General features: G+C 40.0%; 18 protein-coding genes and 1 riboswitch. Of the genes, 13 read left to right on the top strand and 5 right to left on the bottom strand.

Annotated elements, in window-relative coordinates; genetic code table 11:
- Positions 1 to 20: 20 nt before the first annotated feature.
- Together HMPREF1210_RS16275 and HMPREF1210_RS16280 are read right to left on the bottom strand one after the other, a co-directional pair.
- The gene (locus HMPREF1210_RS16275; protein ID WP_369758250.1) at positions 21 to 233 is read right to left on the bottom strand and encodes a hypothetical protein; all 213 of its coding nucleotides are present in this window, start codon (positions 231 to 233) and stop codon (positions 21 to 23) included.
- 211 nt (positions 234 to 444) lie between these two features.
- Positions 445 to 849, bottom strand: a complete 405-nt coding sequence (locus HMPREF1210_RS16280) for an HIT family protein (RefSeq protein WP_016429794.1) — start codon at positions 847 to 849, stop codon at positions 445 to 447.
- Between the two features lie 90 nt (positions 850 to 939).
- Here HMPREF1210_RS16280 and HMPREF1210_RS16285 point away from each other — a divergent pair, with 90 nt between their 5' ends.
- Positions 940 to 1,656: a CBS domain-containing protein gene (locus HMPREF1210_RS16285; protein ID WP_016429795.1), complete on the top strand. Its 717-nt coding sequence runs from the start codon at positions 940 to 942 to the stop codon at positions 1,654 to 1,656.
- 173 nt (positions 1,657 to 1,829) lie between these two features.
- On the opposite strand, the gene HMPREF1210_RS16290 is transcribed toward HMPREF1210_RS16285, so the two are convergent.
- Positions 1,830 to 2,201 (bottom strand): VOC family protein, encoded by a 372-nt coding sequence (locus HMPREF1210_RS16290; protein WP_016429796.1) that lies wholly within the window; start codon positions 2,199 to 2,201, stop codon positions 1,830 to 1,832.
- 119 nt (positions 2,202 to 2,320) lie between these two features.
- Between HMPREF1210_RS16290 and HMPREF1210_RS16295 the strand changes: the two genes are divergently transcribed.
- The 9 genes from HMPREF1210_RS16295 to HMPREF1210_RS18280 all read left to right on the top strand — a co-directional run bounded on the left by HMPREF1210_RS16295 (position 2,321) and on the right by HMPREF1210_RS18280 (position 9,411).
- The gene (locus HMPREF1210_RS16295) at positions 2,321 to 2,707 is read left to right on the top strand and encodes a VOC family protein (RefSeq protein ID WP_016429797.1); all 387 of its coding nucleotides are present in this window, start codon (positions 2,321 to 2,323) and stop codon (positions 2,705 to 2,707) included.
- Positions 2,708 to 2,918: 211 nt separating this feature from the next.
- Entirely contained in the window at positions 2,919 to 3,536 is a 618-nt protein-coding gene (locus tag HMPREF1210_RS16300; protein ID WP_016429798.1) for an NAD(P)-dependent oxidoreductase, read from the top strand.
- A gap of 12 nt (positions 3,537 to 3,548) precedes the next feature.
- Positions 3,549 to 4,370 (top strand): metallophosphoesterase, encoded by an 822-nt coding sequence (locus HMPREF1210_RS16305; RefSeq protein ID WP_016429799.1) that lies wholly within the window; start codon positions 3,549 to 3,551, stop codon positions 4,368 to 4,370.
- Positions 4,371 to 4,405: 35 nt separating this feature from the next.
- A complete protein-coding gene (locus HMPREF1210_RS18275; protein ID WP_016429800.1) occupies positions 4,406 to 5,392 on the top strand; it encodes a GNAT family N-acetyltransferase in 987 nt (328 codons plus the stop codon).
- A 216-nt stretch (positions 5,393 to 5,608) separates the two neighbouring features.
- Positions 5,609 to 6,340 carry a sulfite exporter TauE/SafE family protein gene (locus tag HMPREF1210_RS16320; RefSeq protein ID WP_016429801.1) on the top strand — a complete coding sequence of 244 codons (732 nt, stop codon included), beginning with the start codon at positions 5,609 to 5,611 and terminating at the stop codon, positions 6,338 to 6,340.
- A 56-nt stretch (positions 6,341 to 6,396) separates the two neighbouring features.
- Positions 6,397 to 7,413, top strand: coding sequence for a sorbosone dehydrogenase family protein (locus tag HMPREF1210_RS16325; protein ID WP_016429802.1), 1,017 nt, complete (start codon positions 6,397 to 6,399; stop codon positions 7,411 to 7,413).
- A 66-nt stretch (positions 7,414 to 7,479) separates the two neighbouring features.
- Complete coding sequence (locus HMPREF1210_RS16330; protein ID WP_016429803.1) at positions 7,480 to 7,890, top strand: pyridoxamine 5'-phosphate oxidase family protein; 411 nt, start codon at positions 7,480 to 7,482, stop codon at positions 7,888 to 7,890.
- Between the two features lie 351 nt (positions 7,891 to 8,241).
- Positions 8,242 to 9,063, top strand: coding sequence for a VanW family protein (locus HMPREF1210_RS16335; protein ID WP_036660393.1), 822 nt, complete (start codon positions 8,242 to 8,244; stop codon positions 9,061 to 9,063).
- A gap of 177 nt (positions 9,064 to 9,240) precedes the next feature.
- On the top strand, positions 9,241 to 9,411 hold the full coding sequence (locus HMPREF1210_RS18280; RefSeq protein ID WP_016429805.1) for a hypothetical protein: 171 nt from the start codon (positions 9,241 to 9,243) through the stop codon (positions 9,409 to 9,411).
- A gap of 195 nt (positions 9,412 to 9,606) precedes the next feature.
- On the opposite strand, the gene corA is transcribed toward HMPREF1210_RS18280, so the two are convergent.
- Complete coding sequence (gene corA / locus HMPREF1210_RS16340; RefSeq protein ID WP_016429807.1) at positions 9,607 to 10,569, bottom strand: magnesium/cobalt transporter CorA; 963 nt, start codon at positions 10,567 to 10,569, stop codon at positions 9,607 to 9,609.
- A 233-nt stretch (positions 10,570 to 10,802) separates the two neighbouring features.
- On the opposite strand from corA, the gene HMPREF1210_RS18540 reads away from it, so the two are divergent.
- Positions 10,803 to 10,937 (top strand): hypothetical protein, encoded by a 135-nt coding sequence (locus HMPREF1210_RS18540; RefSeq protein ID WP_016429808.1) that lies wholly within the window; start codon positions 10,803 to 10,805, stop codon positions 10,935 to 10,937.
- Between the two features lie 269 nt (positions 10,938 to 11,206).
- On the opposite strand, the gene HMPREF1210_RS16345 is transcribed toward HMPREF1210_RS18540, so the two are convergent.
- Positions 11,207 to 11,413 carry a hypothetical protein gene (locus HMPREF1210_RS16345; protein ID WP_016429809.1) on the bottom strand — a complete coding sequence of 69 codons (207 nt, stop codon included), beginning with the start codon at positions 11,411 to 11,413 and terminating at the stop codon, positions 11,207 to 11,209.
- Positions 11,414 to 11,582: 169 nt separating this feature from the next.
- A riboswitch (guanidine-I (ykkC/yxkD leader) is annotated at positions 11,583 to 11,686 on the top strand.
- A 58-nt stretch (positions 11,687 to 11,744) separates the two neighbouring features.
- Here HMPREF1210_RS16345 and HMPREF1210_RS16350 point away from each other — a divergent pair.
- Positions 11,745 to 12,080: a multidrug efflux SMR transporter gene (locus tag HMPREF1210_RS16350; protein WP_016429810.1), complete on the top strand. Its 336-nt coding sequence runs from the start codon at positions 11,745 to 11,747 to the stop codon at positions 12,078 to 12,080.
- Complete coding sequence (locus tag HMPREF1210_RS16355; RefSeq protein WP_016429811.1) at positions 12,080 to 12,394, top strand: multidrug efflux SMR transporter; 315 nt, start codon at positions 12,080 to 12,082, stop codon at positions 12,392 to 12,394. The genes HMPREF1210_RS16350 and HMPREF1210_RS16355 overlap by 1 nt, the downstream gene beginning before the upstream one ends.
- Positions 12,395 to 12,428: the final 34 nt, after the last annotated feature.

A 12,428-nucleotide genomic window follows, 5' to 3' on the forward strand; every position in this document is an offset into this window, starting at 1 on the left:
AGAGGGATTTTTTTGTAGGCTTATTTTTGGTCGTTATCGTCAGCTGCACCATCAGCATCTGGTATATCTGATTTGTCCATCGTTGGTTCTTCACCATCTGTTTTATTCTCTCCAGGTACGAAGTCTTTATCTTGATCACTTGGTCCCTGTTGAGTACCGATGGAAGTACCTTTATCCGTTCCACAACCAGCAAGCATAAACATAGCCAAAACGACTAATAATATAGATTTCATATACAAACTTTTACCTCCTGTTTCACCTGATTTTTGTTTTCAGCTTAGGTTGCTCATACAGGAGTGAAATATGTATTTTAATAAAATAGGTTTTGTATTTTGTCAGTCGTGTAACGTTTTTGTCGAGTGTGAAGTGGTTTCTGACTCGAAGGGGATTTTGACCATTTATTAATTTCCAACCTGACCATTCGAGAAAATTCCGATATACATGTTATTTTCCGGGTCTGCGATTTTCTTCCGATTTGAACCATGCACGAATGCCTTTTCCAGCATAAGGTTCGTCTGCAAAACGAGGCAAAATATGAAAATGCGCATGCGGAATCGATTGGTTTGAAGCGTCTCCAACATTCCAGCCTAGTGTGTATCCGTCTGGTGAGTAGTTCTCGTCCGCATAGGACTTCACTTGTTGCATCAATTCATATGTAGCGTTCCATTCTTCCTGTGTTAAATCAAAAACCGTTTGTCGATGGATTTTTGGAACGATTAGTCCACTGCCTTCTAAAATGGTTTGGTGATTGGGATGTTGTAAGTACTGGCAATATTCATTTTCAAACACAATACGCTGTTTAGAATCCTTTTGCGGATTGCAATAAGGACAATTTAATAGGTTTTCCAATTTCAACACCTCTTCTTACAGTAATTGTAATAGAACGACAGGAAAATAAGCAAACTATGTAGAAAGAGTTGCGAACGGGAGGAATGCAAAATGGATAAAACACAACAGGCCGAGCAATCAATTCGGAATTCCAATCGCTTTTTGACGGCTTTTCATCGCATTGAACATTCGATGAAAGACATTATTGGCACCAATGATCATCTGTCATTTTATAAATTAGTTGAGCTTTCGAAACGGAAGAATGCCGTTGTCAGACGATTTGAAGAGGATTTAAAAGAATATGCCACACTGCGAAATGCCATCGTCCATCATCAAACCTCAACAGAGTATGCTATTGCTGAACCCCATGATGAAATTGTACAAGCTCTTGAAGCAATTGATGAAGCACTGGCAAAACCAGTTACCGTAGGAGAAATGTTTGCACGAAAAGTAAGCACACTCCAAGCGCAAGACACGTTACTTGATGCCTTAGTCATGATAAGAGATAAACAATTTACCCAAATACCCGTATATCAAGGTAATGTTTTTGTAGGCCTATTAACTGCGGTGGGAATTACCTTCTGGCTTGCAAATCATGTCGAAAAAGAGGATATTTCCTGGGAAATGACCATCGAATCCACTCTTCAACATGAAAAAAAGAAAGAAAATCATCTTTTCGTCCCACGGGAGATGTCGATTTTTGAAGCGGAAGAACTTTTTAAAGAAGCAATGGCAAAAGGAAAAAGACTCGAAGCATTGCTGATTTCTGACAAAGATGGGCTGGTCGGTATTGTCACGCCGTTGGATCTGATGAAAATTGAAGCGTGATTGAGTTTTTTGTTCTCAATTGTTAGAGCAATTATACAATGGACATCTCATTAAACCTGCTCCGATTGGACGAAAACTCATATTGAATGGACAAAACCTTAAATGGGAGAAGGCTACGCCTCCTCTTGAAAAGAAAAACCCTTCCACGCTGAAGCTTTGGAAGGGTTCGTTGCTTAAATTTCACTCATAACAGCATGTGTATTGCCTTCGCCATCTTTGAAGAAAGCCATCCAGATTTCAATATCGCCCATTTTTCCAACCATGTGGGGTTCATCAATAAAATCTGCTCCCGCTTCTTTCATGGTGCTCACTGTTGAATTCAATTCTTTCACTTTGAAGTACAGCACGGAGCTTGGGTGGTCAAACTCTTTCTTCTCCGGCAAACTCAATAACAAACGTGTTTCTCCACATTGGAAAAACGCCAGTCCATCTGTTTCGAACAGTAACGGCAAGCCGATTACATCTCTGTAAAAAGCGACAGCTCGAGACACGTCTTTTACATTGACGGCAATTTGACCAATGGACTCAATCGATAAATTTTTCATATGTAATTCCTCCAATCCCTCCTTTTTCAATTCGACAGAACGAGTGGAAATCCTGCTGTGGTATTCTTTAGGAAAGACTCTTTATGTTTTGTGAAATAGAGAAAAAAAGGAGGGTAAGCATGTTGCATCACATAGAAATGAATGTCTCCAATTTACAGCAATCCCGCGCCTTTTATGACTTTCTATTGCCGATGCTAGGCTATGAACTCTATCAACAATGGGATAAAGGATTTAGTTATAAGGTCAATCATACATATCTAGTTTTTGTACAAACAGAGGAGAAGCATGCGGATGCGTCATTCCACCGAGGCCGTACAGGTTTAAACCACCTCGCATTTCATGGGGAGTCCCGCACGCAAGTGGATGCTCTGACGGAAGAATTGATAAAGCGTGGCGTAAACATTCTATATAAAGATCGTCATCCCTTTGCAGGAGGCAATCATACGTACGCTGTATTTTTTGAAGATCCGGACCGGATAAAATTAGAGATTGTAGCACCTAAATAACGGGTATCAGGTAGAAAAGTAGTGATTCTGCCATGCCGTTTGATTATGACCTGGATTATGAAAATTTAGACCTTCGGAAAAAGCCTGAGTTGTACCACGTTATAAAACGCCAGGCTTCCGTATACAGTGTTAGAGACTACTTGGTTGAATCATTAGCCAGACCATTCGCATTCCTTTATGCTAAAAGAAAACGATAGTTGGGGGAATCTCCATGAACATTACGATATTTGGTGCGACAGGTCGTGTAGGAAATGAAATCTTACAACGTGCTCTCGAAGACGGTCATCTTGTGAGGGTCCTTGTACGCACACCATCCAAACTAACGCCTCATGAAAATTTAACGATTCTAGAAGGCGATATCCGAGAACAACAATCGGTGAGTGAAGCGATTAAAGGTGCGGATGCCGTGTTTAGTGCAATTGGTACTGATAAAACTACAACACTGACAGATGCAATCCCGCTTATTATTGAAGCCATGCAAAAAGAAGAAATAAAACGCATCGTCACAATCGGCACGGCAGGGATTTTGCAAAGTCGTACCAACCCTGAAGCGTACCGCTTTCAGTCAACTGAATCAAAACGTCGCTTAACCTTTGCGGCAGAAGAGCATGCAAAGGCTTATGAACAGCTTGCTGCAACGAATCTGGAATGGACAGTTGTCTGCCCAACCTATTTACCGGATGGAAAGGCGACGGGTCAGTGGAGAACCAAACGGAACTTTTTACCTGAAGATGGCGTTGAAATATCTGTAGGGGACACTGCTGAGTTCGCTTACAAAGAATTGCTGGATCCTCAGTTTATAAACGTTCGAGTGGGTCTTGCTTATTAAAAGGAGTTTTACATGTTTCGAAAACTATTGAAAGGTATCATTGCCGTCGCTTGTCTGATTGGCTTCTTATATGTGAATAACAACTGGCTCAGCGTTACGAATCATACCGTAGAATCTTCTGAGATTCCTTCATCTTTTGATGGATATCGGATTGTGCAAATTTCAGATTTACATGATGCTACTTTTGGTGAAAATCAACAGCGGTTAGTGAATAAAATTAAACAGGCAAGGCCAAATATGATTGTCATTACTGGGGATTTGATTGATAGCAATCGCTATGATTTACCCAACAGTCTTGCGCTCATCGAGGAAATTGTGGAATTAACAAACGTGTACTACGTGACAGGAAATCATGAAGTGGCAACGAATGATGTGGAACATATAAAAGAGGAACTCACCACTCGTGGCGTGCACGTGTTATCCAATGAAACCGTGAACATAACACGTGACGGAATGTCGATATCCTTAACAGGGATAGAAGACCCATTAAATGGTGCGACAGCTTCACAAATGATTGATTCTTCCAATGTTCCGAATGACGCTTTTTCAATTCTCCTTGCCCATCGCCCAGAAGATTTTCAATCTTATATAGATGCAGGAATGGATATAACGTTTTCCGGACATGCACATGGCGGTCAGTTCCGTATCCCATTCGTTGGTGGCCTTGTTGCACCTGGTCAAGGTTACTTTCCAAAATATACAGCAGGCATTCATGAAGGTGGGTCATCTAAATTGATTGTCAGTCGAGGACTTGGAAATAGCGTCATTCCGATACGCCTGTTTAACTTGCCTGAAATAGTCGTGGTTACGTTAAAATCGAGTTCAATAAAATAACTCGATCGACAACTTAAGAAGGAGAGATTTTCATCATGCCACAAAGCATTACGCTTGTACCTTATAATCCAGATCATCAACAAGCATTCCAATTTTACCCGTTACCTCCCGACCAGCTTGAGTTTACGGCACATCCATTAGAGCTGCTGAAAAACGACAATTATTCCAGAACTCCCGTCACCATCTTGGAAGGGAATCATATCGTTGGGTTCTTTGTCCTGGATACCGGAAATGACCGTTTCTTTTATACTGACAACCCGAATTCTATTTTATTAAGGGGATTTTCCATTCATCCGGAATCTCAAGGTCAAGGAATTGCAGTGAAAACGATACATGCTCTTCCAACTTTTATTCATCGGCATTTTCCGCAATTCGACGAAGTGGTACTTGGGGTCAATGAACGCAACGAAGCTGCTAGACATGTTTATTTAAAGGCTGGTTTCAAAGACGAGGGACGTCGTTACATAGGTTCAAAAGGTCAGCAATATGCGCTGCATCTATATGTACCAGATACAATCATACGCCGAGCAAGGCCCGGGGATGAGGATGGAATTACCAAGGTCTGTACGAAAGGTCAATGGTTTACATATGGGGATATATATACGAAGCAAGAGATTGAACATATCATTGATAGATACTATACTCCTAAACGAATCTTGAAGGAAATCAGTGATTTGTCGAAAAAATGGAATGGTTACTATGTGGCTGAGGTTGAAGGGGAAATTGTCGGGGCAATCGGTGGGGGTATGACCAACTCCAAAATAGCAGAAATTTACGTGCTTTATTTGCATCCAGAGAAGCGGAACAAGAAAATTGGATCACAATTACTGGAAGCTTATACCCGACTACAACAAGAAGAGTATAATGCCACGGAACAGTGGGTTTCGGTGGAAAAGAAAAATGACAAAGGAATCCCATTTTATAAAGCAAAAGGATTCATTTTCGTTAAAGAAGAGCCTGCAAATGATTCCGAATTGACAAGTTCTCACACTTCTTTACGATTAAAAAGAGCATTAGATTAAAAGAAAATTTTAGATTTTTGGGTGCTCTCGTTTAGTTGATACATGGTTTTCAAGTATTGCTCTTGAAGACATTTCATTCATTATTAAAATAAAAATAGTTGCCCTCGAGTAATGAGAGCAACTTTTTTGTTATTATTTATAATTTCTAGGTCATTACTATATGAAATACCCTTCTCCAACTCGCATCAACATACTAACTTGATAAAGAGGTAGCTCATGGATTACATTTGGTTATTTTTAATAGGTTTGATTGCAAATGTGCTGGGTACTTTGGCTGGAGGCGGTGGCTTAATTAGTTTACCGGCCATGTTATTAATGGGAATACCGGTACACTCAGCCATTGGCGCAAATAAGGTCTCGAATACAGTCAGCTCCTTATCTAGTTTCATCGTGATCTATAAGTATAAAGAAGTTACTGTCAAAGAAGCATTCATCATCGTTCCGCTTTGTCTTGGTGGGGGAATAACAGGAGGATTAATCGCGTCCTTTCTAACAGAAAGCACGTTGACAATAATCGCCGTTGTCCTCCTGAGTTTCGCATTGCTTACTTCATTTATGGGATCGAGTGATTTTGAAGGAAATCGTCCGCTTGTCGTTAGTAAGAAAAGTGGGGTCGGTCTATTTGGCATCGGTCTATACGATGGGGTGTTTGGACCGGGATCTGGCACATTGATGATGTACGTGCTATCTCATCTAGGCATTTCTTATATTCGGGCTGTTGGACTAGCCCGCATTGCAATTTTTTCAAGTTGTTTCGGAGCGGCATTAATGTACATAGCGACGGGGAAAATTATGTGGGCGGTAACCATTGCACTATTGTTGGGCTCGGTAAGTGGTGCGCAAATCGGGGTGCATCTAGCTCGTAAATTGAAAAAAGAATATGTGAAACCTTTATTACGCATTGTAACGATAGCGTTGATTATACAAATTGTCGCAACGAATCTCTAGATAAAAAGGCTAAATTTTCAGTATAATTGTAAGAAAGAGTAAAGAGGTGATTGGTCATGAAGCGATGGGTAATCTTCACCTCATGCCTTCTTCTGTTAAGTGGGTGTGGAATATTTGAACAAAACAACTCTGAAGAACCAGAGTTAATTAAAGAAGTAGCTAAAAATCTTCAAGTCCCTTGGTCCATCAACCAGTCTGGGAAGGACTTTTACATATCTGAACGGGTCGGCACGATTGCCTATATTCAAGCGGATGGCACTGTCGAACATCAAAAAGTAGATTTTACCACGCCTTTAGCGACAGTTTCTGAAGCGGGTTTGCTTGGATTTGTCCTGAAACCGACGTTCGAAGAAACAAAAACAGCATTTGCCTATTACAATTACGATGCGGGAAATGGTCCATTCAATCGTATTGTCACATTGAAATTAGAAGGTGAAGTTTGGAAAGAAACCGCCATACACTTAGACGAAATCTCAACCGGCAATGTCCATCATGGAGGTCGACTTGAAATCGGTCCTGATCAGTTGTTGTATGCAACGATTGGGGATGCGTCAAATCCACAACTTGCCCAAGATCCCGATTCTAAAAACGGGAAAATTATCCGTTTAAATGCAAACAATCAATGGGAAACCGTTAGTCTGGGTCATCGCAATCCTCAAGGCCTCGCTTGGTCGGATGATGGCGTTTTATTTGCTTCTGAACATGGACAATCTGCAAATGATGAAATAAACAAAATCGAACCGGGCAGTAACTATGGTTGGCCATTAATTGAAGGTAATGAAGAACGAGAAGGATTTGTGAGTCCATGGCTTCATTCAGGCGCAAACGTCACATGGGCTCCTTCTGGCATGGCGTTTCATAAAGGGAAATTGTATGTTGCAGCTTTGCGAGGAGAAGGGATTCTCGTCATTAATCCCGAGTCTGGTGAATTAGAGGATAAAATTACAGGCTATGGACGAATAAGAGATGTATTTTCAAATGGTGAGGAGTTGTACTTCGTCTCAAACAATCGAGATGGACGTGGAACAGCGAATGTTGATGACGATAAGATTTACCAATATTTAGCGGAATAACAGCGCATTGTCATGTTTAATTGGCTGAACTGAAAGGAATACTTTCAGGAAAGGAGCTGATTAAGAGTGAGTAAACAACAAGCATTGAATATTTTAAAAGAAAGTCGTACTGGCACGATGGCAACGATTAAAAATAATAAACCACACTCAAGATATATGACTTTCTTCAATGAAGAATTCACTTTATTTACGCCAACCAATAAAAACACGCATAAAGTTGAAGACATTGAAGCCAATCCATATACACATATTTTGATTGGCTATGACGGGGAAGGCTTCGGGGATGCATTCCTAGAGATTGAAGGCAAAGTAAGTGAAAGTAAAGACGAAAGTTTGAAAGAAAAAATTTGGAACGACCATATGAAAAATTGGTTCGAAGGTCCAGAAGACCCGAACTTAGTGATATTGGTTGTAAAACCAGAAAGCGTTCGTCTTATGAACAAAAGTGGAAAACCACCTGAAACCATTGAATTATAATAAATGGAAAGCTCGCTCTCAGACTGAGGGTGAGCTTTTTTGTGTAATGTGAAAGTTTGTGAAAAATTTAACGCTCAAACTGAACCATTTATTGATCAAAAATCGAGTTTATCGCTCAAACTAGACTATTTATCGCTCAGATAGGTCTCAGAGTCAAGTTAACTTGCGCTGAGACGACGGTTCCCTCAAAGTGTGATTTTTAATCTCTCTCCATGGCTTTGAAGTACCCCAAAGCATCCAGTTGGGGCGAGTTCATATTTCCAGAAAAAAGGATTTAACTCCCTGGTAGAGAATAACGTAATAGATGAATACATTGATATCGATTAAAATGATTTTAAAATTGAAAGGAGCATTAAATTGCAATCTCTTAAACCGAAAAAGAGAAGTGCTTCCCGTATATGGATGGGAACTAAAGCTTATCGGCTGAAACGATATGCTGAATGGGTACTGGATGAAAAAAAGTACGCAAAAAATAAGCGAAATGAATCACTGGAATATCGAGTTTTCAAACACAAGACACCGTTGCTGCGTCAGTTAAAAGATGTGGACATGCAACTGCAATATAATAAAGTTAAGAATTTGAGGATTGCAGCCAAAAAGGTAAGTGGAATCGTCGTTCAGCCAGGTGAAACGTTTTCCTACTGGAAGACAATTGGAAAAACGACGAGGCGGAAAGGTTATCTTGACGGCATGATTCTACATTATGGAAAAGTGCGATCTGGTCCCGGCGGCGGACTGTGCCAATTATCCAATTTAATTTACTGGATGACGTTGCACACTCCACTTCAAGTAACTGAACGCTACCGTCACAGTTACGATGTATTTCCGGATTCCAAGCGCAGCCAACCTTTTGGAAGCGGGGCAACTTGTGCATATAACTATTTGGACCTGCAGATTAAAAATGAAACGAATGAACCTTACCAACTAATCATTTACGTAACCGATCAATCTTTGGTAGGCGAATGGCGATCGACACAACCTTCGTTGACGACCTACAATGTTTATGAAAAAGAGCATTGGTTCACATTAGAACAATGGGGCGGGTACGTACGTCACAACACGATATACCGTGAAGTCTTCAACCGTTTCGGAGAACGAATCGATGACGAGTTCATTACTGAAAACCATGCCATTACTATGTATGAACCTTTTCTGACGGATGGAAAGGCATAAAAGAAACAGCTCAGCAGGAATCTGTTGAGCTGTTTTATTGTTCAACTTAAAAAGAAAGAACAAATGACTATTTCGATTAACATTCACGGATGAGGTTTATATGTTTTGTATAGGGGTAAATTTGAATTAGAACATTAGAAACATTCAACTAACACAAAATATGAGGAGGAAACTAACATGGCAGATTGGAAAAAAACATTATTAGCAAGTAGTCTAGTAGGTGGAATCGTTTTGGGTGGTTTAGCAGGTTGTGGTGACGGAGTTGACCAGGATAATGGTGTCAATGATGGTGACCAGAAGGACGAAGTAGATTCTGAAAACAAAAACACTGAAGAAGGCGAAGAATAATTCAGCCGATTTAAGGAGCGTAAAGCTCCTTTTTTTTATGGACAATAAGTGAAGTTAATGGATTAAGCCTTGGAACAGCCATCACTCTATAGCTTTTTAGCAGTCCCCAAAAATTTTCTGAAATTGAGTTCTTCATATGAACTGGAAACCGATCAAATAAAAAACCATCTCCTTTTTTTCGGGAGATGGTTTTCATTATGATTTGAATAAATTCAGCCAGCCTTTGTATTTAAACCAGGCGAACATTAACAATCCGATAAGTGCCATTCCGCCTAAAGCGAAAAAGTAGCCGTATTTCGTCTCGAGTTCCGGCATGTTTTCAAAGTTCATGCCATATACCCCTGCTACAAATGTTAGTGGAATGAAAATGGAGGATACAATCGTTAAAATCATCATGATTCGGTTCATTCGATTGGAGTTCATTGCCATATAGCTATCTCGAATATCCGCTGTAAGTTCTCGGTTTGACTCCACAATTTCTGTCAGTTTGACGAGGTGATCAGAAATATCCGCAAAGTAGGAATGTTCGTGCTGTTGAAGGTTAAAACGACTCGAGTTTAAAACTCGGTACATCAAATCACGCATCGGCAAAATCGTTCGGCGCAACCATAACAAGTCACTGCGCATTTCAAAGACAGTATCCATCGAAAAATGCTTCATATCAAACGTCATCTGATCTTCAATTTCGTTCAAATGGTCCTCAATCTTGTACACAAGTGGAAAGTAGGAATCAACCACTTTGTCGAGAATTTGATACATCGCATAAATCGCTCCACGTTCCCAGAAGGAGGCATCGCGTTGCAATTTTTCTCGAACCAAGTCCAATTCTTGAACGGTATTATGATGAAAAGTAACAACAAAATTCTTTCCAACGAATAAATCCAATTCTTCTGCTTCGAGTGTCTCTTCATTCAGCGTATGGACGACAAAGAAATGATATCCATCGTGGTAATCGACTTTCGGGCGCTGCAAGCGGTGTAAACAATCTTCAATCGCCAGTGGATGGAAATGAAAGAACGAATCAAGCAAAGCCCATTCAGTGGCTGATGGTTTGTCAAAATCAATCCAGTACCAGTCGAATGACTTTTTATGTAGATCTTCTAAAGGAAAGTCCATTTCTAATTGGCTATCAGCGGTAACTCCAAATGTTCGAATCATAAGTAAAACCTCGTTTCACACGGTAAATGCTAGTAGTAGTTTACCACGAAAGTTCGATGTGCTTGTATTGAAGCCAACAAAATTCATTTGAAAAAGGAGAGGTTACCAGCTGATTTCTTATAACTTCGCATTAAAAGCTCATTTTCTAAATAATGTCTTAACATGTAATTCACATCCTCTTCATATTCATCTACTACACTAAAGGTGCAAGCTCAAATCCAAGGAGGTCCTACATGAGTCAAACACGTTTGAAAAAGAAAGCTTTACCTATCGCAATCCTTTCGTTTTTAGCCATCAGTGGAGTCGCGGGAACCATTGCCACATTTCCATTTCATAAACGACAACGAATACCTCTAAAAGCTAGATAAAGGAAAAATAAAAAATGCGATTTAAAAGGAGAGTCATTAACGTGGAAATTCAACGAAGACCTTGGAAAAAAATATCTTTGATGCGATTTATGGACTTCATAAGTAAGTCCACTCTAAGAGCACAAGAAAAGAGATTTTCTCAATTAAATTCATCACAGACACCTTGGAATTAACTAAACGCAATCATATATAAATAAATGGATTCTCTTTAATACTCTCATTTCTTATGGAGAGTTTTTTCTTGTTTAAAAAATCCTTTATGCGGGAATTTACATATCTTTAATAACTTTTACCACTCCATACGCTGACAGATACGAAATCGGGATGAGAAGAAAAAGAATGATCAATCCAATCATCGTACCAAGCGGAGAGGTAGGAAGTAGATTACCTGCAAAAAAACCAAGTAACTGATAAAAAATGACGAAAATGACGATGGACATGATCAAAATAATGATCTTATTTTTGAAGGTTTTCATTGTGATTCTCCTTCCGCAACAACCAAATATATTACCATTGAGTATTACATTTACTTCCAATTGTTACAACTGTTTCTTTAAAGCGAGCGCATCGTTTGACTCTCTGTAAAATATAGTTTATTCTAGCCATGGAATTAATAAATGCATAAAGCGCCATTTTCACAATGGCGGCCAAGTTTTCTAGGGTTCCGCAAACAACCGGTTTGGTCTGGTCCAAGAGAAAACGCTTTGCACACACGCAAAGATACACGGAAGGATAAAAGCCTGGGAGATGACGTATGATACGTTTATCTCTCGGGCTTATTTTGATTTGGAAAAGGAGTATGTTTTCATGAATAAAGAATGGATGAAAGTCTTCATAGCAGCATTTTTTGAAGTGTTTTGGGTAATTGGTCTCAAGCATGCGGATGATATCTGGACATGGTTGGGCACGGCAATTGCTATTTCGGTGAGTTTCTATTTAATGATTATGGCAGGGAAAACACTTCCTGTTGGAACCGTGTATGCAGTGTTTGTCGGACTTGGTACAGCTGGTACAGTGATTGCGGATATCCTCTTTTTCGGGGAATCATTTAGTATCGCAAAAATTGCCTTGATTGCACTTCTGTTAATTGGGGTTGTCGGGCTTAAGCTGGTGACAAAAGAACAGGAAGAGGTGGGATCCTAATGGCGTGGATATTCTTAGTCATTGCTGGATTGTTTGAAATGACAGGTGTGGCGATGATCAGTCAAGTGCATAAAAGTCGCAATTGGAAGTCCATTAGCGGATTGTTCGCAAGCTTTTTGGCAAGCTTCCTGTTCCTTGCACTCGCCATGGAAACCCTTCCGATGGGTACGGCATACGCAGTGTGGACAGGTATTGGTGCTTCAGGTGGAGCGATTTTAGGCATGATTTTATACGGGGAGCCTAAAACATGGTTGCGCATGCTGTTTATTGCCATGGTGTTAGGAGCGGCTGTCGGTTTGAAATTTATTTCTTAGGACTGTCATATCTATTTCCCGGCAAACATAGCAT

This window comes from Paenisporosarcina sp. HGH0030, assembly GCF_000411295.1.
Lineage (GTDB): Bacteria > Bacillota > Bacilli > Bacillales_A > Planococcaceae > Paenisporosarcina.

Excerpts from the sequence above, each read along its gene's own strand:
- HMPREF1210_RS16275 (WP_369758250.1), bottom strand. The coding sequence starts at position 233 with ATGAAATCTATATTATTAGTCGTTTTGGCTATGTTTATGCTTGCTGGT.
- HMPREF1210_RS16285 (WP_016429795.1), top strand. The coding sequence starts at position 940 with ATGGATAAAACACAACAGGCCGAGCAATCAATTCGGAATTCCAATCGC.
- HMPREF1210_RS16290 (WP_016429796.1), bottom strand. The coding sequence starts at position 2,201 with ATGAAAAATTTATCGATTGAGTCCATTGGTCAAATTGCCGTCAATGTA.
- HMPREF1210_RS16295 (WP_016429797.1), top strand. The coding sequence starts at position 2,321 with ATGTTGCATCACATAGAAATGAATGTCTCCAATTTACAGCAATCCCGC.
- HMPREF1210_RS16300 (WP_016429798.1), top strand. The coding sequence starts at position 2,919 with ATGAACATTACGATATTTGGTGCGACAGGTCGTGTAGGAAATGAAATC.
- HMPREF1210_RS16305 (WP_016429799.1), top strand. The coding sequence starts at position 3,549 with ATGTTTCGAAAACTATTGAAAGGTATCATTGCCGTCGCTTGTCTGATT.
- HMPREF1210_RS18275 (WP_016429800.1), top strand. The coding sequence starts at position 4,406 with ATGCCACAAAGCATTACGCTTGTACCTTATAATCCAGATCATCAACAA.
- HMPREF1210_RS16320 (WP_016429801.1), top strand. The coding sequence starts at position 5,609 with ATGGATTACATTTGGTTATTTTTAATAGGTTTGATTGCAAATGTGCTG.
- HMPREF1210_RS16325 (WP_016429802.1), top strand. The coding sequence starts at position 6,397 with ATGAAGCGATGGGTAATCTTCACCTCATGCCTTCTTCTGTTAAGTGGG.
- HMPREF1210_RS18280 (WP_016429805.1), top strand. The coding sequence starts at position 9,241 with ATGGCAGATTGGAAAAAAACATTATTAGCAAGTAGTCTAGTAGGTGGA.
- corA (WP_016429807.1), bottom strand. The coding sequence starts at position 10,569 with ATGATTCGAACATTTGGAGTTACCGCTGATAGCCAATTAGAAATGGAC.
- HMPREF1210_RS18540 (WP_016429808.1), top strand. The coding sequence starts at position 10,803 with ATGAGTCAAACACGTTTGAAAAAGAAAGCTTTACCTATCGCAATCCTT.
- HMPREF1210_RS16345 (WP_016429809.1), bottom strand. The coding sequence starts at position 11,413 with ATGAAAACCTTCAAAAATAAGATCATTATTTTGATCATGTCCATCGTC.
- HMPREF1210_RS16350 (WP_016429810.1), top strand. The coding sequence starts at position 11,745 with ATGAATAAAGAATGGATGAAAGTCTTCATAGCAGCATTTTTTGAAGTG.
- HMPREF1210_RS16355 (WP_016429811.1), top strand. The coding sequence starts at position 12,080 with ATGGCGTGGATATTCTTAGTCATTGCTGGATTGTTTGAAATGACAGGT.